The sequence below is a fragment of the Vibrio zhugei genome (assembly GCF_003716875.1).
Lineage (GTDB): Bacteria > Pseudomonadota > Gammaproteobacteria > Enterobacterales > Vibrionaceae > Vibrio > Vibrio zhugei.
In genome coordinates this window covers 2,856,728-2,879,481 of sequence record NZ_CP033078.1, presented here as the reverse complement: position 1 = coordinate 2,879,481, position 22,754 = coordinate 2,856,728, and the positions used below count along the sequence as shown (strand labels likewise).

General features: G+C 46.2%; 13 protein-coding genes, 6 tRNA genes and 3 rRNA genes. 13 read left to right on the top strand and 9 right to left on the bottom strand.

Features of this window, described 5'->3' with window-relative positions:
- Positions 1-3: 3 nt before the first annotated feature.
- Positions 4-2,199: a fatty acid oxidation complex subunit alpha FadB gene (gene fadB / locus EAE30_RS18575; protein ID WP_123017238.1), complete on the bottom strand. Its 2,196-nt coding sequence runs from the start codon at positions 2,197-2,199 to the stop codon at positions 4-6.
- 184 nt (positions 2,200-2,383) lie between these two features.
- Here fadB and EAE30_RS18570 point away from each other — a divergent pair, with 184 nt between their 5' ends.
- The 12 genes from EAE30_RS18570 (at position 2,384) to EAE30_RS18510 (ending at position 11,336) form a co-directional block, all read left to right on the top strand.
- Entirely contained in the window at positions 2,384-3,001 is a 618-nt protein-coding gene (locus tag EAE30_RS18570) for a YigZ family protein (RefSeq protein ID WP_123017237.1), read from the top strand.
- A 38-nt stretch (positions 3,002-3,039) separates the two neighbouring features.
- The gene (locus EAE30_RS18565; RefSeq protein WP_123017236.1) at positions 3,040-4,497 is read left to right on the top strand and encodes a TrkH family potassium uptake protein; all 1,458 of its coding nucleotides are present in this window, start codon (positions 3,040-3,042) and stop codon (positions 4,495-4,497) included.
- Positions 4,498-4,506: 9 nt separating this feature from the next.
- Positions 4,507-5,031, top strand: coding sequence for a menaquinone-dependent protoporphyrinogen IX dehydrogenase (gene hemG, locus EAE30_RS18560; RefSeq protein WP_123017235.1), 525 nt, complete (start codon positions 4,507-4,509; stop codon positions 5,029-5,031).
- 502 nt (positions 5,032-5,533) lie between these two features.
- Positions 5,534-7,077 (top strand): 16S ribosomal RNA (locus EAE30_RS18550).
- Positions 7,078-7,148: 71 nt separating this feature from the next.
- Positions 7,149-7,224 (top strand) — tRNA-Glu (locus tag EAE30_RS18545).
- A gap of 2 nt (positions 7,225-7,226) precedes the next feature.
- Positions 7,227-7,302: transfer RNA gene (locus EAE30_RS18540), tRNA-Lys, on the top strand.
- 27 nt (positions 7,303-7,329) lie between these two features.
- Positions 7,330-7,405, top strand: a tRNA-Val gene (locus tag EAE30_RS18535).
- Between the two features lie 4 nt (positions 7,406-7,409).
- Positions 7,410-7,485, top strand: a tRNA-Ala gene (locus EAE30_RS18530).
- A gap of 344 nt (positions 7,486-7,829) precedes the next feature.
- Positions 7,830-10,719 (top strand): 23S ribosomal RNA (locus tag EAE30_RS18525).
- 130 nt (positions 10,720-10,849) lie between these two features.
- Positions 10,850-10,965 (top strand): 5S ribosomal RNA (gene rrf / locus EAE30_RS18520).
- The 16S, 23S and 5S rRNA genes sit together here with 6 tRNA genes alongside, the layout of an rRNA operon.
- A 47-nt stretch (positions 10,966-11,012) precedes the next feature.
- Positions 11,013-11,089: transfer RNA gene (locus EAE30_RS18515), tRNA-Asp, on the top strand.
- Between the two features lie 170 nt (positions 11,090-11,259).
- Positions 11,260-11,336: transfer RNA gene (locus tag EAE30_RS18510), tRNA-Trp, on the top strand.
- Between the two features lie 286 nt (positions 11,337-11,622).
- Here EAE30_RS18510 and EAE30_RS18505 read toward each other — a convergent pair.
- Complete coding sequence (locus tag EAE30_RS18505; RefSeq protein ID WP_123017234.1) at positions 11,623-12,414, bottom strand: DUF6933 domain-containing protein; 792 nt, start codon at positions 12,412-12,414, stop codon at positions 11,623-11,625.
- 661 nt (positions 12,415-13,075) lie between these two features.
- Between EAE30_RS18505 and crcB the strand changes: the two genes are divergently transcribed.
- Entirely contained in the window at positions 13,076-13,459 is a 384-nt protein-coding gene (crcB, locus tag EAE30_RS18500) for a fluoride efflux transporter CrcB (RefSeq protein WP_123017233.1), read from the top strand.
- A 274-nt stretch (positions 13,460-13,733) separates the two neighbouring features.
- On the opposite strand, the gene choV is transcribed toward crcB, so the two are convergent.
- The 7 genes from choV to EAE30_RS18465 form a co-directional block, all read right to left on the bottom strand.
- The gene (choV, locus tag EAE30_RS18495) at positions 13,734-14,960 is read right to left on the bottom strand and encodes a choline ABC transporter ATP-binding protein (protein ID WP_123017232.1); all 1,227 of its coding nucleotides are present in this window, start codon (positions 14,958-14,960) and stop codon (positions 13,734-13,736) included.
- Positions 14,957-15,805, bottom strand: coding sequence for a choline ABC transporter permease subunit (choW, locus tag EAE30_RS18490; RefSeq protein WP_123017231.1), 849 nt, complete (start codon positions 15,803-15,805; stop codon positions 14,957-14,959). Before choW ends, choV begins: the two co-directional genes overlap by 4 nt.
- A 74-nt stretch (positions 15,806-15,879) precedes the next feature.
- The gene (locus tag EAE30_RS18485) at positions 15,880-16,812 is read right to left on the bottom strand and encodes a choline ABC transporter substrate-binding protein (protein WP_123017230.1); all 933 of its coding nucleotides are present in this window, start codon (positions 16,810-16,812) and stop codon (positions 15,880-15,882) included.
- A gap of 38 nt (positions 16,813-16,850) precedes the next feature.
- Positions 16,851-18,542, bottom strand: a complete 1,692-nt coding sequence (gene betA, locus EAE30_RS18480) for a choline dehydrogenase (RefSeq protein WP_123017229.1) — start codon at positions 18,540-18,542, stop codon at positions 16,851-16,853.
- Positions 18,543-18,552: 10 nt separating this feature from the next.
- Positions 18,553-20,013, bottom strand: coding sequence for a betaine-aldehyde dehydrogenase (gene betB, locus EAE30_RS18475; protein WP_123017228.1), 1,461 nt, complete (start codon positions 20,011-20,013; stop codon positions 18,553-18,555).
- A gap of 11 nt (positions 20,014-20,024) precedes the next feature.
- The gene (gene betI, locus EAE30_RS18470; RefSeq protein ID WP_123017227.1) at positions 20,025-20,627 is read right to left on the bottom strand and encodes a transcriptional regulator BetI; all 603 of its coding nucleotides are present in this window, start codon (positions 20,625-20,627) and stop codon (positions 20,025-20,027) included.
- Between the two features lie 264 nt (positions 20,628-20,891).
- Positions 20,892-22,682 carry an aminopeptidase P family protein gene (locus EAE30_RS18465; protein ID WP_123017226.1) on the bottom strand — a complete coding sequence of 597 codons (1,791 nt, stop codon included), beginning with the start codon at positions 22,680-22,682 and terminating at the stop codon, positions 20,892-20,894.
- Between the last annotated feature and the right edge of the window lie 72 nt (positions 22,683-22,754).

Here is a 22,754-nt window from a genome sequence, read left to right as displayed (position 1 = left end):
GACTTAGTACTCCTCTTTCATGGATGGAACGACGGGTAGCTCAGATTGATAACGTTGCTGATAAAAGCTCGAGTTGTCTTGTTGCATGGTGACCAGTAATGGTGGTGAATGATAAAGAGCCCCTAAATGATGGTATTTATCTAGTTGCTGAGCATAATTCGCCAATCCCAAGGTATCTAAATATTGGCAGGGACCGCCATGAAAAGGAGGGAACCCGAGACCATAGACCAGCGCCGTATCCGCTTCTTGTGGGGTTGCCACAATTTGCTCTTCCAAACACAGAAGGACTTCATTCAACATTGGAATCATCATGCGTTCGATAATCTCGTCAGCGGTGATGCTAAGATCCGGTTTGGGCATCGATTCTATAAGTGTGATGGCATCTGGGTTTGGGACTTTTTGGGTATTACCCTTGCGATCTTTGCTGTAGCTGTAAAAGCCAGCTTGCGTTTTTTGTCCCAATAATTTTTCTTGGTAGAGCAAGGTTAAAATATCATGCTCAATTGCATGAAAACGCTCTGGATACCCTTGATTCATGACTTGCTGGGCATGGTAAGCCGTATCGAGTCCTACGACATCAAGAAGATAAGCAGGGCCCATTGGCCAACCAAATTGACTTTCCATTATCTGGTCGATACGTGTGAAGTCGACTCCGTCTCTTATCAAAAGTCGGAAAGCGGCTAGGTAGGGAAAGAGTACGCGGTTAACAAAAAATCCCGGACAATCATTCACGACCACTGGCGTTTTTCCGAGTGCCATCGCTAATGAGGTCACATGATCAATGGTCGCTTGTGCGGTTTTTTCTCCGCGAATGATTTCGACCAGTGGCATACGATGCACGGGATTAAAAAAGTGCATCCCACAAAATCGCTCTGGATGTTGCAAAGCGTGGGCGAGTTCACTGATGGGAATCGTCGAAGTATTCGATGCCATGATGGTGTTGTCAGAAACGTGCGCTTCAATTTCACTGAGCACAGTGGATTTTATTTTGGGGTTCTCGACAACGGCCTCGATGACCGTATTGGCTTGTTGTATTTCTTGATAAAACAAAGTCGGTTGAATACTGGTTAAGACTTCGGCTTGGAGTTGGCCGGAAATTTTACCGCGTGTTAATTGTTTATTGAGTAGGCTAGAGACTTCATTCAATCCTAATGTCAGCGCCTCTTTTTGAATATCTTTTAGGGTGACGAACATATCTCGGCTAGCGATTTGATACGCAATACCGCCGCCCATAATCCCAGCACCAATGACGGCGAGTTGGTTATCGGCTGGTGGTCGTTTGTCTGACGTATAATGATTTTTAATGAATTGATCATTAAGAAACAGTCCAACTAACGCATGAGCTGAGGGATGTTGAACGAGATTAACAAAAGCCGCGGTTTCATTGTTCTGAGCCTCTTGTCGTGAGTGCTCTGCTGATTGTTCGATCACTTTTAGTACGGCGATTGGAGCAGGGTAGTGAGTACCTACTTTCTTTTTAATCATTGATTTCGCGATAGTAAAACTCAGCATTTGTTCTGATGTCGCTAACAACAGCGGTGCCTGTTTACGTGTTCTTCGTTGTTGCCATACTTCTGGGTGCGCAAGAGCTTGAGTTAAGGTGGCGATGGCAGAATCAAGCAGTGCCTTCGTCTCCACAATGGCATCGAGTATGCCCAGTGATAACGCTTGCTTGGCTGAATATTGACGGCCTTGAGTGATCGCTTCTAGCGCATTATCAACGCCGATTAGGCGCGGAAGGCGCACTGTGCCACCGAAACCAGGAAGGATGCCTAATTGAGTTTCGGGTAAGCCTATTTTTGTGGTGTCATCACCAATGCGAAAATCTGTTGCAAGTACACACTCACATCCGCCGCCCAGTACATACCCACTCAATGCGGCAATGGTGGGTACAGTAAGATCCTCTATACGGTTAAAAACGCTATTCGCGTATTGCAGCCAAGCGGTCAATTCTTCACTGGGCGCACGAAATAATGTGAGGAACTGAGTAATGTCTGCACCGACAATAAAACTCGCTTTGTCTGAGGTGAAAATGACGCCTTGGCAGGTTTCATGGTTTTCGATGACGTCGATGGCATCATTTAATGATGATAGGGTAGCCAAATCCAATTTGTTCACAGAACCAGAGGCGCAAAAACATAATTCAATGAGGTTATGAGGATGAAGTGTTAAGGTGATACCGCTGTTCTGATAGATCATTATCTTTCTCCGCGTTTTGGGTTAGCAAGACAACACCTAGTTTCTGGTTAGACCAGTCTTTAGAGTGTGTACGGATTCTGCGGTTTTTTCAATCTGACGGTGACTTTTTTTAACATTTTCAATCTTATTTATTCACTTGATCATGCTAAACTTCAATCACCCTACCAAGAGTTTTCATCATTTTATGAGTCTACAGCCCTTTCTAATCCCGGCATCTCCGGTACGTTTTGAAGAAGAAATAAAGAAAAGCACCTTTATTACCTATCTGGCCCATACTCCCAGTATTGAAGAGGCAAAGGCGTTCATTGAGACGATAAAAACGCAACATAAAGATGCCCGCCATAATTGTTGGGCATTTGTGGCTGGTCGCAGTGATGACTCAATGAAATGGGGCTTTAGCGATGATGGCGAACCCTCAGGAACGGCCGGCAAGCCCATTCTCGCTCAGCTCACCGGCTCGGGAGTAGGTGAATTAACCGCGGTGGTCACTCGTTATTTTGGTGGTATTCGCTTAGGGACTGGTGGTCTGGTGAAAGCCTATGGCGGAGGTGTGCAGCAGGCGTTGAAACAGTTGCAAACGATTGAAAAGAAAGTCACCACGTTACTACAATTACGTTTAGATTATCCTCTAATGCCGCTAACACAATCTATAATGACTCAGTTTGAAGCAACAGAAGTGAAAGCTGACTATAGTGAAAAGGTAGAGTTAGTGATTGAACTGGAATGCCTTCAGGTCGCCGCTTTTAAGGAAACTCTCATTAACAAAAGCGGCGCAAAGGTTCTAATCAACCAGCCAAACTAATAAGGAAGCCACTCGCTTAGCTGGGTAGCCATAATATCATGCAGTTTCGTTCTATTATTCGTATTGTCGGCTTATTGTTGGCACTATTCAGTATCTCAATGCTCGCGCCTGCTTTAGTGGCACTGATTTATCGAGATGGAGAAGGGGTTCCTTTTGTCTCCACATTCTTCATTTTGTTACTTGCTGGTGGCGTGGCATGGTGGCCAAACCGTTACAATAAGCACGAACTAAAATCCAGAGATGGGTTTTTGATTGTGGTGTTGTTTTGGGTGGTGATCGGTAGCGCAGGCTCATTGCCTTTTTTGCTTTCTGACCGACCACAAGTGTCTTTAACCAATGCGTTTTTTGAGTCTTTTTCCGCGTTAACCACAACAGGGGCGACGGTGATTGTTGGCTTGGATGAATTACCCAAAGCGATCCTCTTTTATCGTCAGTTTTTACAATGGTTCGGTGGTATGGGGATTATTGTGCTTGCCGTCGCTATTTTACCTGTCTTAGGGATCGGTGGCATGCAGCTCTATCGTGCCGAGATCCCCGGTCCGGTTAAAGATACCAAAGTGACGCCGCGTATAGCGGAAACGGCCAAGGCCTTATGGTATATCTATTTAAGTTTGACGATTGCCTGTGCCTTGGCTTATTGGTTTGCAGGGATGACAGCGTTCGATGCGATCTGTCACAGCTTCTCTACCATTGCTATTGGAGGGTTCTCGACCCACGATGCCAGCATGGGGTATTTTAATAGCCAAACCATCAACCTTATAACTGTCTTCTTTTTATTGATCTCTGCGTGTAACTTCACTCTGCATTATGCGGCGTTCTCTTCCGGTGGTGTGCATTTAAAATATTATTGGAAAGATAGCGAGTTTCGCTCTTTCTTACTGATTCAACTGGTATTATTTGTTTTGTGCTTTAGCATGCTTTTGGCGCACGAAACCTATGGTTCATTCTCGGAGTCCTTCAACCAAGCGCTTTTCCAAACCGTCTCTATATCCACGACGGCAGGATTTACCACGACCGGATTTTCCCAGTGGCCGCTATTCTTACCTGTCTTATTACTGTTTTCTTCTTTTATTGGTGGTTGCGCCGGTTCAACTGGTGGCGGTATGAAAGTGATTCGTATCTTATTATTGACCTTACAAGGCGTTCGAGAGATGAAGCGTTTAGTTCACCCTCGCGCGATTTATCCGATTAAATTTGGGAATGCGGCATTGCCACAGCGAGTCATCGATGCCGTTTGGGGATTCTTTGCCACTTATACTTTGGTCTTTATTGTCTGTATGCTGGCATTAATGGCAACCGGTATGGAGGAGCTAAGTGCTTTTTCTGCCGTTGCGGCGACGTTAAATAACTTGGGTCCTGGACTTGGCGACGTTGCAGTGCACTTTGCAGACGTTAATGATGCTGCGAAATGGATTTTAGTCGTGTCTATGGTCTTTGGCCGTCTTGAAGTCTTCACTCTACTTATTTTGTTTACGCCGACCTTCTGGCGAAGCTAAGGATTTCTTTTGAAAACATTGTATCTATACTCGACCCGAGAAGGGCAGACAAAGAAAATCATCCATACAATTGCGGAGCAATGTCATTCTTTGCAAGCTGATTTCATTGATCTCAGTGAGTGTGGTTCATTGGATTTAGCTCAATACGATAAGATTCTGATTGGCGCGTCTATTCGTTACGGGCATCTTAACAAGGCGCTCTATCGTTTTATTGATCAACATCTAGAGCAATTGCAAACTAAGAAAGCGGCATTTTTCTGTGTCAACTTAACGGCCCGTAAAGAAGATGAAGGCAAAGACACTCCTGAAGGAAGTCGATACATTCAAACGTTTTTGCAAAAGTCGCCATGGCATCCAGAGCTTATTGGTGTCTTTGCTGGTGCTCTCTATTATCCTCGTTATGGTTGGTTCGATAAGATGATGATTCGTTTCATCATGAATATGACGGGGGGAGAAACCGATACGACAAAAGAAGTTGAGTATACCAACTGGGAAAAAGTCGCTTTATTCGCCACAAAGTTTGAACAATGGTAATCAAAACTAGTAAATTTAGCGCTTACTGACTCTTTTTTAGTCGAACAATAAAAAAAATGGAAAAAAAGCAAAAAAGCTATTGCCATTTTTTTCGTGAAACCTATAATGCGCACTCACTGACACGGGGGATGTTCTTAAAGAACACAACGAGTTAGTGGGTTATCAGTCTTCATCAATTATGATGAAAAAGTTTCAAAAAAGTGTTTGACACTGAAGCTTAAATGGCTAAAATAACCGTCCGATTTGAGATGAAATCCAAATCGTAGCTCTTTAACAATTTAAACCTATCAATCTGTGTGGGCACTCGTTGATGATAATCAATAGTTTCTTCGGAAACACAATTGGTTTCAATGAACTGAGTGACCAATCGAGATTAACCTTGTTAATCTTGGCACAGTCAATTCATTACTATTCTGTTGGAATAGTAATAGCTTTAAAATTACGTTCATCTTCGGATGAATTTTAGTTTTGAAGTCAGTATTCATTGAGCCACAAAAAACTTTAATTGAAGAGTTTGATCATGGCTCAGATTGAACGCTGGCGGCAGGCCTAACACATGCAAGTCGAGCGGTAACAGAAAGAAAGCTTGCTTTCTTTGCTGACGAGCGGCGGACGGGTGAGTAATGCCTGGGAAATTGCCTTGATGTGGGGGATAACCATTGGAAACGATGGCTAATACCGCATAATGCCTTCGGGCCAAAGAGGGGGACCTTCGGGCCTCTCGCGTCAAGATATGCCCAGGTGAGATTAGCTTGTTGGTGAGGTAAGAGCTCACCAAGGCGACGATCTCTAGCTGGTCTGAGAGGATGATCAGCCACATTGGGACTGAGACACGGCCCAAACTCCTACGGGAGGCAGCAGTGGGGAATATTGCACAATGGGCGCAAGCCTGATGCAGCCATGCCGCGTGTATGAAGAAGGCCTTCGGGTTGTAAAGTACTTTCAGCAGTGAGGAAGGGGTGGTGTTTAATAGACACCATTCTTGACGTTAGCTGCAGAAGAAGCACCGGCTAACTCCGTGCCAGCAGCCGCGGTAATACGGAGGGTGCGAGCGTTAATCGGAATTACTGGGCGTAAAGCGCATGCAGGTGGTCTGTTAAGTCAGATGTGAAAGCCCGAGGCTTAACCTCGGAATAGCATTTGAAACTGGCAGGCTAGAGTACTGTAGAGGGGGGTAGAATTTCAGGTGTAGCGGTGAAATGCGTAGAGATCTGAAGGAATACCAGTGGCGAAGGCGGCCCCCTGGACAGATACTGACACTCAGATGCGAAAGCGTGGGGAGCAAACAGGATTAGATACCCTGGTAGTCCACGCCGTAAACGATGTCTACTTGGAGGTTGTGGCCTTGAGCCGTGGCTTTCGGAGCTAACGCGTTAAGTAGACCGCCTGGGGAGTACGGTCGCAAGATTAAAACTCAAATGAATTGACGGGGGCCCGCACAAGCGGTGGAGCATGTGGTTTAATTCGATGCAACGCGAAGAACCTTACCTACTCTTGACATCCAGAGAACTTAGCAGAGATGCTTTGGTGCCTTCGGGAACTCTGAGACAGGTGCTGCATGGCTGTCGTCAGCTCGTGTTGTGAAATGTTGGGTTAAGTCCCGCAACGAGCGCAACCCTTATCCTTGATTGCCAGCACTTCGGGTGGGAACTTCAGGGAGACTGCCGGTGATAAACCGGAGGAAGGTGGGGACGACGTCAAGTCATCATGGCCCTTACGAGTAGGGCTACACACGTGCTACAATGGCGCATACAGAGGGCGGCCAACTTGCGAAAGTGAGCGAATCCCAAAAAGTGCGTCGTAGTCCGGATTGGAGTCTGCAACTCGACTCCATGAAGTCGGAATCGCTAGTAATCGTGGATCAGAATGCCACGGTGAATACGTTCCCGGGCCTTGTACACACCGCCCGTCACACCATGGGAGTGGGCTGCAAAAGAAGCAGGTAGTTTAACCTTCGGGGGGGCGCTTGCCACTTTGTGGTTCATGACTGGGGTGAAGTCGTAACAAGGTAGCGCTAGGGGAACCTGGCGCTGGATCACCTCCTTACTACGAATGATTATTGCGATGAGTGTTCACACAGATTGATATGGTTTAGACAAAGCAAAGAGTATCTTAGTGTCCCGTTCGTCTAGAGGCCTAGGACACCGCCCTTTCACGGCGGTAACAGGGGTTCGACTCCCCTACGGGATACCATTGGGTCGTTAGCTCAGTTGGTAGAGCAGTTGACTTTTAATCAATTGGTCGCAGGTTCGAATCCTGCACGACCCACCATTACTTCCATGGGAATTAAAATACCATGGGCGATTAGCTCAGTTGGGAGAGCACCTGCCTTACAAGCAGGGGGTCACTGGTTCGAACCCGGTATCGCCCACCAAGATGGGGCTATAGCTCAGCTGGGAGAGCGCCTGCCTTGCACGCAGGAGGTCTGCGGTTCGATCCCGCATAGCTCCACCATCTTTAAGCATATTGCTGTGCAGTGTTCTTAAAAATGGTGTCTTTGTAAAAAGATACACATTGCTCTTTAACAATTTGGAAAGCTGACAAAATACTCTTTTAGAAGAGTATTTGTAAAAGTTCTCAATTGTCTGATTGTCTTTTAATAGAACGGTCAGACAAACAAAAACACATTCAAGTGTTCTTGGATTCACTGTTTTTCAGTGAATATTCAAAATTGAGTCCGGCAATATCGAGTCTGCAACATGTCCTTTTTGTCTTCACTTTTCAAAGTGAAAGCAAAGAGTTATGCAGACAAACCTTGGTGATTTGATTCATCAATCCAAAACTTTTTTGGGTTGTATGGTTAAGTGACTAAGCGTACACGGTGGATGCCTTGGCAGTCAGAGGCGATGAAGGACGTACTAACTTGCGATAAGCGTAGATGAGGCAGTAAGAGCCACTTGAGTCTACGATGTCCGAATGGGGAAACCCACCTGCATAAGCAGGTATCATTAACTGAATACATAGGTTAATGAGGCGAACCGGGAGAACTGAAACATCTAAGTACCCCGAGGAAAAGAAATCAACCGAGATTCTGGAAGTAGCGGCGAGCGAAACCGGATTAGCCCTTAAGCCATTTATGCGTCAGGTGAAGTGTCTGGAAAGGCACGCGATACAGGGTGATAGCCCCGTAACCGACAACGCATTTGTGGTGAAATCGAGTAAGGCGGGACACGTGATATCCTGTCTGAATATGGGGGGACCATCCTCCAAGGCTAAATACTCCTGACTGACCGATAGTGAACCAGTACCGTGAGGGAAAGGCGAAAAGAACCCCTGTGAGGGGAGTGAAATAGAACCTGAAACCGTGTACGTACAAGCAGTAGGAGCCTCCTTTGTGGGGTGACTGCGTACCTTTTGTATAATGGGTCAGCGACTTATATTCAGTGGCAAGGTTAACCGTTTAGGGGAGCCGTAGGGAAACCGAGTCTTAACTGGGCGCACAGTCTCTGGATATAGACCCGAAACCGAGTGATCTAGCCATGGGCAGGTTGAAGATTGAGTAACATCAATTGGAGGACCGAACCGACTAATGTTGAAAAATTAGCGGATGACTTGTGGCTAGGGGTGAAAGGCCAATCAAACTCGGAGATAGCTGGTTCTCCCCGAAAGCTATTTAGGTAGCGCCTCGGACGAATACTACTGGGGGTAGAGCACTGTTAAGACTAGGGGGTCATCCCGACTTACCAACTCTTTGCAAACTCCGAATACCAGTAAGTACTATCCGGGAGACACACGGCGGGTGCTAACGTCCGTCGTGGAGAGGGAAACAACCCAGACCGCCAGCTAAGGTCCCAAATTATTACTAAGTGGGAAACGATGTGGGAAGGCTCAGACAGCTAGGATGTTGGCTTAGAAGCAGCCATCATTTAAAGAAAGCGTAATAGCTCACTAGTCGAGTCGGCCTGCGCGGAAGATGTAACGGGGCTAAGTAATAAACCGAAGCTGCGGCAATGCGATTTATCGCATTGGGTAGGGGAGCGTTCTGTAAGCCGTTGAAGGTGGATTGAGAAGTCTGCTGGAGGTATCAGAAGTGCGAATGCTGACATGAGTAACGATAATGGGGGTGAAAAACCCCCACGCCGGAAGACCAAGGGTTCCTGTCCAACGTTAATCGGGGCAGGGTAAGTCGACCCCTAAGGCGAGGCTGAAAAGCGTAGTCGATGGGAAACGGGTTAATATTCCCGTACTTCTTACAATTGCGATGGGGGGACGGAGAAGGCTAGGTGGGCCTGGCGATGGTTGTCCAGGTTCAAGTGCGTAGGCTGAGTATTTAGGTAAATCCGGATACTCAAGGCTGAGACACGACGTCGAGCACCTAAGGGTGTGAAGTCATTGATGCCATGCTTCCAGGAAAAGCCTCTAAGCTTCAGATTGTAAGGAATCGTACCCCAAACCGACACAGGTGGTCGGGTAGAGAATACCAAGGCGCTTGAGAGAACTCGGGTGAAGGAACTAGGCAAAATGGTACCGTAACTTCGGGAGAAGGTACGCTCTATATAGGTGAAGAGACTGGCTCTTGGAGCCGAAAAGAGTCGCAGATACCAGGTGGCTGCAACTGTTTATTAAAAACACAGCACTGTGCAAAATCGTAAGATGACGTATACGGTGTGACGCCTGCCCGGTGCCGGAAGGTTAATTGATGGGGTTAGACTTCGGTCGACGCTCTTGATCGAAGCCCCGGTAAACGGCGGCCGTAACTATAACGGTCCTAAGGTAGCGAAATTCCTTGTCGGGTAAGTTCCGACCTGCACGAATGGCGTAATGATGGCCACGCTGTCTCCACCCGAGACTCAGTGAAATTGAAATCGCTGTGAAGATGCAGTGTACCCGCGGCTAGACGGAAAGACCCCGTGAACCTTTACTACAGCTTGGCACTGAACATTGAACCTACATGTGTAGGATAGGTGGGAGGCTTTGATATGCAGACGCTAGTTTGTATGGAGCCGTCTTTGAAATACCACCCTTGTAGTTTTGATGTTCTAACTTGGTTCCCTTATCGGGAATGAGGACAGTGCCTGGTGGGTAGTTTGACTGGGGCGGTCTCCTCCCAAAGAGTAACGGAGGAGCACGAAGGTGGGCTAATCACGGTTGGACATCGTGAGGTTAGTGCAATGGCATAAGCCCGCTTAACTGCGAGAATGACAATTCGAGCAGGTGCGAAAGCAGGTCATAGTGATCCGGTGGTTCTGAATGGAAGGGCCATCGCTCAACGGATAAAAGGTACTCCGGGGATAACAGGCTGATACCGCCCAAGAGTTCATATCGACGGCGGTGTTTGGCACCTCGATGTCGGCTCATCACATCCTGGGGCTGAAGTCGGTCCCAAGGGTATGGCTGTTCGCCATTTAAAGTGGTACGCGAGCTGGGTTTAGAACGTCGTGAGACAGTTCGGTCCCTATCTGCCGTGGGCGTTGGAGAATTGAAAGGGGCTGCTCCTAGTACGAGAGGACCGGAGTGGACGAACCTCTGGTGTTCGGGTTGTGTCGCCAGACGCATTGCCCGGTAGCTAAGTTCGGGATCGATAACCGCTGAAAGCATCTAAGCGGGAAGCGAGCCTTGAGATGAGTTCTCCCTGGCGCTTTAAGCGTCCTAAAGGGTTGTTCGAGACTAGAACGTTGATAGGCAGGGTGTGTAAGCGTTGTGAGGCGTTGAGCTAACCTGTACTAATCGCCCGTGAGGCTTAACCATACAACACCAAAAAGGTTTTGTAACGGACTCAAATGAGTACTTGAGTGTGTGAGAACGGCTTTGTAGAAGCCATAAAAACAGCTTTCCAGATTGCATGAGTATCGCGTAAGCGGTAGTCATAAAGAATTTGCTTGGCGACCATAGCATTTTGGAACCACCTGATCCCATGCCGAACTCAGAAGTGAAACGAAATAGCGCCGATGGTAGTGTGGGGTTTCCCCATGTGAGAGTAGGTCATCGCCAGGCTTTAATTAAGACATAGCGTGATTAACGTTATGGAAAAACCAGTTTGCGGAGCGGTAGTTCAGCTGGTTAGAATACCGGCCTGTCACGCCGGGGGTCGCGGGTTCGAATCCCGTCCGTTCCGCCACTAATTAAAAAACCTCAGATAAGTCTGGGGTTTTTTAATATAGAATGTACCTATTTTAGGGGTGTAGCTCCAATTGGCAGAGCAGCGGATTCCCCAATTTTTGCGAGATGGCGCGTGTTGGGAGTTCGAATCTTCCAATCCATCAATACAATTTGAATGTACCTATTTTTAGGGGTGTAGCTCCAATTGGCAGAGCAGCGGATTCCAAATCCGCGTGTTGGGAGTTCGAATCTCTCCACCCCTGCCATATCAATCAGCCTCAGTCGAAAGACTGGGGCTTTTTTCATATTCATCTCCCGATAAATCTCAAGCTTCCCCATACGATACCTCGCTATTCCTTATCCAGAGAGCTTTCTATGCTTTCCAAATGGTTATATCCGGTCAAATGGATACCTGTACCCCCGTGGGCTATAGAGCTATGTATTTCCGTCGCGGGATACGTCGTCGAATATAGCCAACGAACAGCACTACATAGGTTCTGGAGGGCTCTATGGTCTATATCCGGTCGGGTAGGAAGGGGGAAAGGTCACAGTCTATCGCTTAGTAGGAAATACGATTACATTGTCCGGTATAGAACCCGGCTGGTTTTCCATATCCCACTCTTCGTGGTCTGTACCCATCTCTATGGACATAGGCGCACCAGACATAGCCCGCTTAAGTTCACGTATACGCTCAGAGACATCCTTAATCTGTTTCTCATCGTAATCACAGTAGTTTCTTAACCAATGGAACAGCATCTGATTCGCAGGATAGATCATGTCCTTAAGCCCTTTATACTGTCTCAGCATACTGTTCATGTCAGCATCAAAGCACATCACTTGCTCGGTATCAGGCAAGCACCCAGAATTTTCAGCAGTATCCTTAAAGAACCAGGCTATCTCGTTGATATGCGACTGCATGCTTCTGTCCGAGCGACTAAAGAAACGGTATTCGCTATTTACGGCCAAGAAGTTATTCAGCATAGGCTCAAAGGTATCGTCATTCATGATCATCAGATCTTCACCGAAGTACTGAACCAAGTTAGCTATGCGCTCAATGAAGTCGGTTAGAAATCGTTGGTACTCACCCTTCTTAAGGTCAACGAAGGTCATCACATACCGCGTATCCTTCTCAATAGCGAAGACGATGGGTTTACGTTGGACTCGGATTACATGTACCAGCCACTCGCTGATCTCTTTCGGAGTGCTGCCATCATTTCCTTTTAAGTAATCAACATCATCAGCCATTAATTTGCATGGAGAAGGATCGATAGGGGAGATTCTTTCTCCCTTGCGAGTCACGGTGAAGAAGTCGCTAGCAGCTTTGGTACAGTTGAAGATCAGCATGATTAAATGATTGAGTTACAGTTAGATATGTATAGTAGCTTACGGCTTTCAGGTGTTTCTGCCAATCAAAAATACGCATGCACCTTAACGGGAAACATAGAACTACTGTATACAAGAAATGACGTTATTCCTTGTTTATAAGGGCTCTCAAGAGTACTTACCTAGAAGAAACTTCGTATATCCGTGTTAGCATGAAAGTCGCGAACACAGAGGGAAGGGGTGCCTGTTTGTCGCATTCTGCTCTCCTCAGGCAATCCCATTGGTTGTTAACAGCAACGTCGAAACCTGATCTGTTTTTATGATGACTGATGGGAAATTCCGCTTCATATATCAAGTCTCGGTGCTCAGAATTCAGCTTGTTGTGTCTCGATTAACGATGGTCTGATTATCCGGATAAGCCAGAGAGTTTACTTCTCATCAGGCCAACAAAACGATGGAAAGTCTCTTAGTCTCTTAGTCTCTTTCTCAACGAGAAGGTTTTTCACTATCAATACGGTGCAATATGATGGATACGTGAATATAAGTGACTCCTGTCACTTTTTATTTTTATAAGAGTTTTTGTATCTAGCTAGTGATTCAAGTAGGTTTTAAAGCAATATTTTTATGCTTATTTGTACGTTTTTTGTTTACAATGGTAAGCAAATATTTCGAGGAAATGATTATGGGACAAATGACGACTTTGCTTTGGATTGCAGCTGGCGGTGCAATCGGCGCGTGTTCGCGCTATCTGATCTCTGATTTTTCAGTGACTTTATTCGGGCGTGCTTTTCCCTATGGAACGTTGTCCGTCAATATTATTGGCTCACTGATTATGGGGATCTTGATGGCATGTTTTCATAATGAATGGTTAAACCCTTACCCATGGCGCCAAATCATCGGGTTAGGTTTTCTAGGTGCGCTCACCACATTCTCTACATTCTCTATGGATAATGTCACCATGATGGAGCAGGGCGCTTTTTTGAAAATGGGACTGAATGTCATTCTAAATGTTTTCTTTAGTATTTCGGCTACATACGTCGGTTATCAGTGGTTACTGCGGTCATAGCAAGTATATTGTATAAATAGGATTATTTAGTTTGATATAAAAACGAGTGTACGACTCAAGAGCGGTGCACTATGTTAGTTGAGTGTATGTTTCACGTGAAACATACACTCAATGGGTTATGAGGCATGGATGAAACCACGCTATTTTTGTTGATATCGGTTGTTGATGTTTCACGTGGAACACTGTGAGATGATCATAGATAAAAAGGGAGAGACACACGGTGTCTCTCCCTTTTTGTTTAATAGCGAATGTAGTGTTTATTAAGTCAGAACAACTAGGCGGCGATTTCTTTTTTACCTTTATTGGGATTATCGCTTTGGTGAGTATCGATGTCATTGTATTTACCCAGCAATGCGTGGAAAAAATCATGGTCGTTAAGTGTGCCAATGACTTTATCTTTTTCAGCGATAACAATAGGGTGTTCGGTGCGATAACGAATATCGATAGCGTCTCGCATCGTGATATCAGGAGAGGCAATCACAATCGTATTCGTATCAAAGTGAGTTTCGTCCACCTGAGATGTCCATTCGACAATCTGATAGTTGTCGTCCCCATAGATCTGCCAGCCGTCGTCGGCTCTCTCTAGCCAGATATTTTCACGTTCACAAACCTGAATTCGATTATCTTTGATAGTGAGATCATGGTCAGAGTTCATTAAAGAACGTCCGCAAAGAACATTCAGTGGATTCGTATGAGCGACGAAATCTTTAACGTACTGTGTCTCAGGATTTAAAATGATGTCTTCAGGTTTACTGTATTGGATTAATTTCCCTGACTCCATAATTGCAATGCGCGAGCCTAGTTTTAGCGCTTCATCAAGATCGTGGCTAACAAAGATAATGGTTTTATTGAGTTTTTTTTGCAGATCTAATAGTTCATCTTGAAGCTGTGAACGAATGAGAGGATCGAGTGCTGAAAACGGCTCATCCATTAGAAGAATATCACTGTCCATCGCAAAGGCTCTGGCTAAGCCAACACGCTGCTGCATCCCACCAGATAACTCATGAGGAAACTTATTTGCCCAGTCGCCAAGACCAACCATGTCCAATTTTTCCTGGGCACATTGACGACGTTCACTTTTCGTTACCCCCTGCATTTCTAAACCGAACGCCACATTATCTAACACACTTAGCCAAGGCATGAGTGCGAATTTTTGAAATACCATAGATATACGTTGGATACGCAGTTCCCGCAGCTCGGTTTCGCTGCATGTTGCTAGATCAATATACGTATCGCCATTCTTGATTTTAAGAGAGCCACGGGTGATGGTATTGAGTCCATTGACGGCACGCAGCAAGCTCGATTTCCCTGAACCTGACAATCCCATGAGAACACAGATTTCGCCTTCATTGACGTCTATAGATACGTTATTAACGCCCACAACAAGACCGGTTTCATCAATGATTTCTTGACGTGTTTTTCCGAGATCTAACAACGGCAGTGCTTGCTCGGCATGCTGACCAAAGACAACATCTAAATTTTCAATACAGATTGATTTCATGATTGTGAGTCCTTATGGTTAGGCGTTTTACATAGGCGGTCAAGAATAATCGCGACCAGTACGATAGCGAGACCCGCTTCGAACCCTTGTGAAATATTGACGGTATTCAGTGCACGGATTACCGGTTTACCTAGACCATCGGCACCGACTAATGCGGCAACCACGACCATAGATAGCGATAGCATGATGCATTGGCTCACACCGGTCATAATACTTGGCATTGCGGCCGGTAACTCCACTTTAAAGAGCAGTTTCATTTTGCTTGCGCCGAATGCTTTACCGGCTTCAAGTAACTCTTCTGGGACACGTGTGACTCCCAAGTACGTAAGACGAATCGGTGCGGCTATGGCGAAAATAATAGTCGAAATTAATCCTGGTACGACCCCTAATCCGAATAGTACTAGGGTCGGAATGAGATACACAAAAGTGGGGACGGTTTGCATTAAGTCGAGTATTGGGCGCATCAGTGTATAAAGCCAAGGGCGATGAGCCGCCATAATGCCAATAGGGACTCCTAACAAAATCGAGATACCGGTTGCGGTAAACACTAAAACGAAGGTTTCGAGCATTTCATCCCAATAGCCCAGATTGAGTATGAGTAATAAGGCGGCGACGATAAAGGCAACCAAGGGCAGGCTGCGGTGAATCCACCAAGCTAACGCCGCCGTGATAGCGATTGGCATCGCAGCTGGCATCGCTTTAAACACATCCACTAAAAACATGATAACGGTTTCTAAAGTAATCGAGATGGTATCGAAGAAACCTGATGCATTCATGGTTAACCAATCAACGACTGATTCCATCCATTGACCGAGGGGGATTTTGTAATCAGTAAAAATATTCACAATGAATCCTTGTTGCGTTAATGGGGCTGGCTCGCCCCATGGTATTGATACGAAATAATGGCGTTAGGGGTATCTTAAGAGTTATTCAGATAAGATATGACAGCGGGTTTCGCAGGTTGTCCATCGATCGTTTTAACCCCTTTTAGCCACTTATCTAAGTACTCTTCATGACTTTTAAGCCATTCACGAGCGGCTGTAGCGGGTTTTTGATTATCGTCAAGAATCCTTGCCATCAGATGGTTTTCCATCGTCAGGTCGAATTTAAGGTTGGTAATCAATTTTCCAACATTCGGGCACTGTTGCAGGTAGCCTTTATGAACGTTGGTCATGACTTTTGCTCCACCATAATTTGGTCCAAAGTAATCGTCACCGCCAGATAAATATTTCATATCAAACTTGCTGTTCATTGGGTGCGGTGCCCAGCCTAGGTACGCGATCCATTGGTGACGGCGGATTGCACGTGTGACTTGGGAAACCATACCAGCCTCACTGGATTCAACTAAATCGAAGTCTTTGAGACCAAATGCGTTCTTATCAATCATTGATTGGATGAGGCGGTTACCATCGTTACCGGGTTCAATACCGTAGATTCGATGTCGAAATTTATCGGAGAATTTGGCTAAGTCAGCAAAAGAATGCACACCCGCGTCATAGACGTATTTAGGCACCGCTAAGGTGTATTTCGCACCGACTAAGTTGGTTTGAACCGTTTCGACAGTACCCGCTTTGGTATATTGTTCGATATCGCCTTTCATGGTTGGCATCCAGTTACCTAGGAAGACATCAATATCGCCACTGGCCATTGAAGAGTATGTCACGGGGACAGAGAGTAGTTCGGTCTCTGTTTTATAACCCATTGCTTGTAGAATCTGGCTTGTGACTGCGGTTGTCGAGGTAATATCGGTCCAACCTACGTCAGCAAACGTCACTGTATCACAGCTATTTGCATACGCATGATTCATGGTTAATAACGCGGTTGTAATGAGGCTGAAGGTTTTATATTTCATTATGTTTTCCTTAAAGAGTAGATAAGTACTGGGCGGAGTTATACGCAAATACGTTTAGGCTTTGTGACTCTTTGCTTTTCCTGCCAGTTAGGTGCTATCCATATTGGCACCTCTTCGGTGGGTAATAGGGGACGATCTAAAATCAGATCGGCTACTCGCTCAGCGACCATGATGGTCGGTGCGTTTAGATTCCCATTAGGAATCGTTGGAAAAATGGAGGAGTCAACGACGCGCAGCTGACTAATACCACGGACTCGACATTGTTCATCTAGAACCGCCATAGGGTCATCCGCGGCGCCCATTTTGCATGAGCACGACGGGTGGTAAGCACTTTCTACATTGGCGCGCACCCATTGGTCGATGTCTGCATCGGATGTGATATGCTGTCCCGGCTGAATTTCATCACCGCGATAGTTGTCTAATGCTGGTTGCGCAATAATCTCACGAGTGAGGCGAATGCAATCTCTCCAGTCTTGAATATCTTGAGCGTGTTGTAAGTAGTTAAATTTGATAGCCGGTTTCGCTTTTGGATCATCAGACGTAATCCATACATGACCGCGACTCATTGGCTTATTAGGACCAACATGTACTTGAAATCCATGTCCATCGAAGGCGGCTTTTCCATCGTAACGCATCGCCGCCGGTAAAAAGTGATATTGTAAATTTGGCCACTTTAAGCCTTTGCGAGAACGAATAAAGGCACAGGATTCAAAATGGTTGGTTGCACCTAAGCCTTTACGCGTTAAGAGCCATTCTGTACCGATTATTCCTTTACTGATTAATCCAATTTTACTGTTCAAGCTAATTGGTTGGGTACAGCGGTATTGAAAATACACCTCTAAATGGTCTTGCAGGTTTTGGCCAACGCCGGGCAACTCATGGGTCAGTTCTACACCAGCGTTTTCCAGTACCTCTTTTGGACCAACTCCAGAGAGCTGTAGAAGTTGTACTGAACCGATTGAACCAGCACAGGAAATAACTTCGCGCTGCGCATGCACATGATGGATGATGCCATTTTTTTCAAACTCAACACCCGTTGCACTCTGGTTGTTGATAAGAATTTTACGTGTTAAGACATGACTTATGAGAGTCAGGTTCGGGCGTTTCATCGCACGGCGTAGATACGCATTCGAGGTTGATGCACGAACGCCGTCATTGACGGTCATATGCATAGCTCCGAACCCCTCTTGCTGATATCCGTTGTAATCTTGGGTCTCGGGATAACCGGCTTCTTGCCCAGCGTCGATGAACGCTTGATACAGTGGATTGCGTGTCATGTTGTTGCCATTACAGGTGGCGACGGGTCCTTGGCCACCACGGTAGGTATCTTCACCGTTCATCCAGCTTTCTGCTTTCTTAAAGTAGGGAAGGCAATTGGTATAGTTCCAACCAGTCGCGCCATATTGCTCCCACTCATCGAAATCACAGGCGTGACCACGGACATAGACCATGCCATTGATAGAAGAGCTTCCGCCAAGTACTCTACCACGCGGACAATGTAAGCGCCGTCCAGCTAAGCCATTTTCTACTTGCGATTCAAATTGCCACGCGTATTTAGGCGTATTCATCGGATACGATAGGGCGGTGGGCATTTGAATGAAAATGCTTTTATCGCTGCCTCCAGCTTCTAAAAGAAGTACCGAATGTTCCCCTGATTCGGTCAAACGATCGGCTAACACACACCCTGCAGAGCCCGCGCCAACCACGATGTAATCATATTTTTCTTTCATTACGCCCTCCTTATTCATACGCGCCAACAAATTCATTAAGCTCAATGAGGACACTTTTGGTTTGGGTATAGTGATGTAGGGTTTCCATGCCATTCTCACGGCCAACACCAGAAGATTTATATCCACCCACTGGCATTTGCGCTGGGGAATCTCCCCAAGTATTCACCCAGCAGATGCCAGCTTCGAGTTGCTGGATTACACGATGAGCTCGGGAAAGGTTTTGGGTGACAATACCCGCTGCCAGTCCATAGTCGGTATTATTCGCGCGAGTAATGACTTCGTCTTCGTCTGAAAACCTTAGAACCGCCATGACAGGACCAAAGACTTCGTTTTGTACGAGTTCCATATCATCACTACAGTGGGTAAATACCGTTGGCGCGACAAAGTTACCTTTGTCTAATCCATGTTTGGTCACCCGGTGGCCTCCGGTGAGAAGTGTGGCCCCACTGTTCTTCGCATTCTCAATAAATGCCAACACTTTTTCCATGTGGTCACGGGAAATGAGCGCACCAACTTGGGTGTTGAGATCCATTGGATCCCCAATAACTAATTGTTCGGTTCTCTGTTTTAACTGTTGTATGAATTGGTCATAGAGACTGTCATGTACGAAGACTCGGGTTCCATTGGTACAGACTTCGCCTTGCGTATAAAAGTTCGCCATCATGGCAATAGAGACACTTTGCTCGAGCTTCGCATCATCAAATATGATTAAAGGGGACTTGCCACCTAACTCCATCGTGACTGATTTCAATGTTTGCGAGCTGGCACTCATCACTTTCTTACCTGTACCCACTTCACCTGTAAAAGACACTTTGGCAATGCGCGGATGTTGCGTCAGCATTTCACCGACACGCCCATCGCCTTGAATGACATTGAATACGCCATTGGGTAGGCCTGCTTCGGTGAAGATCTCGGCAAGTTTTAGGGCGCTCAATGGTGTTTCTTCTGAAGGCTTAAAAATCATGGCATTGCCCGCGGCAAGCGCAGGCGCAGATTTCCACAGCGCGATTTGGATTGGGTAGTTCCATGCACCGATACCCGCGCAGATGCCTAACGGCTCTTTACGCGTATAGAAAAACTGGCTAGTTGATAAGGGTTGCTGGGTACCTTCTAATGCTGGAGCTAGTCCGGCAAAATACTCCATCACATCAGCACCGGTGGCGACGTCTACGCAATTGGCTTCTTGAAGAGGTTTCCCTGTATCAAGGACTTCAAGTTCGGCTAATTCATCGTTGCGCTCTCGTAATAGAGCAACCACTTTGAGAAGAATACGACTGCGCTCTGTAGCCGTCATTGCTGACCAAACTTTGAATCCTTCATGCGCAGATTCAACGGCGTCGCGCACGTCGTGTTCGCTGGCTTGTTCTATTACCGCGAGAGTCTCGCCTGTTGCCGGATTGGTTGTTGTAAAGGTTATCCCAGATGTGGCTGGGCGTCGCTGACCATTGATATATAAATATGCTTTTTCCATAACAAATAAACCTACTGATTAGTTTGCGCGGCATGCGCTAATTGATGGGCTAAGTAATCGGAAACAATAGAGCTGGCTTCTTCCGTGTTAATTCCTTCGGAGTTCAACGTCCCTCTTAACCAGAACCCATCGATTAAGGCCGCAATGCCTTGAGCCACACGTTGAGCTACCGGTTTTGGCAGCAGGGGTTTGAGCTCAATTAAGAGGTGTGAAATGAGGCGTTTCTCGTTGACCCGTTGTAAACGCAGTAACTGAGGATCGTGCATAGAAAAAGACCAAAAGGCGATCCACGTTTTTGCCACTTCGCTTCTGGCTTGATAGCCCGAAAAGTTAGCTTTGACAATGGCGCTAATGCGTTCTCTGTGGGCATTCTTGGGATACGCTGCCAGCTTCGCTATGACCGTTTTTGCATGCTCTCGCAAGATCGCTCTCATCGTTTCTTCAAGTAGTCCATGTTTACCACCAAAGTAATGATTGATGATTCCCGTTGAGACCCCAGCTTCTCGGCTGATTAACGCGATGCTGGCTGCATGTAGTCCAACTCGCTCTATGACGGCCATGGTAGCTTTCACAAGCTGAGGTTTACGAATATCTGGCATCCCGACCTTTGGCATAGCTACCCCTTAAATTTTTAATTGAACGATTGATTAAGTATGATGTTACACATCAAATATTTAGATCTCAAACGTTTTAATGAGTTGTTATTGTTGTTTTTGTGTTATTTGTGATTTATTTTTATTTAAATCATATGTTTATTTTTTTTTGTAAAGTTTTTATTTAACATTAAAGTTTCGTGTTGATAGTAAGTTTTTTTGGTTAAAAAAAAAGCCCTCAGTGTACAAAACACTAAGGGCTTCAAATTGAGGGTTAAAACAGGGTTAGGTGTTGAACGTCAAAGGCTGCGTGGCGTGGTACAGCCACGTTTTGACCTCACCTTCCACCAGTGGGTTGACATCATCCCATACTAGCTGGTGGTAATGATTAAGCCACTCGATCTCGCCAGATGTCAGCAGTGACGTGTCAATCGCTCGCGTATCAATTGGGCAACGCGTCAACGATTCAAAACCTAGCATGTGACTATCTCCCGCTGTAGGAACGTCAACCACAAGTTCTAAGTTTTCAATACGAATACCGAAGGCGTCTGCGCGGTAGTAGCCTGGTTCATTGGAGAGTATCATACCTGGTTGAAGTGCAACGGGGTTGGTCGCTTTACTGATACGTTGTGGCCCCTCATGAACATTAAGGAAGTGACCGACACCATGACCAGTGCCATGATCGAAGTCGTAACCCTTCGCCCAAAGGTATTGACGTGCCAAAACATCGAGGTGGTGACCACAGGTCCCTTTAGGAAAGCGAGCTTGATCTAAAGCAATATGGCCTTTTAGAACAAGAGTAAATTGCTGCTTCATTTCTTGGTTAATCTCACCAATAGCAATGGTACGAGTGATATCGGTTGTGCCATCAATATACTGACCACCAGAGTCGACCAGATATAACGTATTATTGGTCAGTTTACCCGGTTCTGGTTGATTAAGGTGATTGTAGTGACACATCGCAGCGTTACTGCCCGCGGCGGAAATGGTATCAAAACTTAAATCAGCCAACGTCTCGTCTTCTTTTCTGAAAGCGTATAGCGTATCGGCGATGATGGCTTCATCGAGTGGAGTTTGTTTGGCCACTTGCTGATCAAGCCAACACAGAAATTTCACCATCGCTGCACCGTCACGAATATGACATGCTTTCATGCCAGCGATCTCCGTGGCATTTTTGGCCGCCTTGGGTAACGCACAAGGATCGGCGCTTTGAAGAATGTGTGCGTTGGCATTTTGTAGTGTTAGCATCATCCAAGCATTACTGGTCGCTGGATCGAGCATGACACGTTTACTGTCTAATTCTTGAAGCTTGGTTGGCAGCTGATCGGGGTGATGGACACGCACATCGGGCCCAACGTGTACAGAAAATCCATCGGCTAAACGCGCTGGGTCGAGGAAAAACTCAACACTGGCGTCTTTATGAATGATCGCATGAGACAACACCACGGGGAGGCGAGAGACGTCTAGACCACGAATGTTCAATAGCCAACATATAGAGTCTAAAGCGGTCAATACCGCACTTTCTGCATGGTTCTGGTTGAGAACTTGGGCGATTCTTTGGCGTTTGCTGTGGCTATCTTCTCCGACCAAATCTTGACTCATTAAGCGCATCTCGGAGACGACAGGCGCTGGACGGTCTGTCCAAAGTTCATCGATAGGGTTATGTTCCATCACCACTAGGTGAACATGCTGGGCGAGAGTGCTTTGGGCGTTGCGTAGCCATAGCGCACTGTGCATGCGTGGATCAAAGCCGACTTTGCTGCCTGAAGGAAGTGTGGAAGTAATCCAGTCTAAATAGGGTTCTTCAATCAGATGGCGGTATTCAAAAATATCATTGGGGACTTGCTTGGCGACCTGCACCGTGTAGCGACCATCCACAAAAATGGCAGCCGACGTCGCGGTGACGACCGCTGCACCAGCAGAGCCGGTAAAACCAGTGAGCCAGTGAAGACGTTCGTTATGTTCTGGGATGTACTCTCCCAAATATTCATCTTCATGGGGAATAATAATGGCATCGAGTTTATGTTGTGCCATGTAGCCACGTAGGGCTTCGACACGTTGAGCTGTGACTTGCATCTGCTAATATCCTTTACTGTAGCGATCCGTAATGAGACCAGACAGAACCCTGTCTATGAGATATTCATAAAG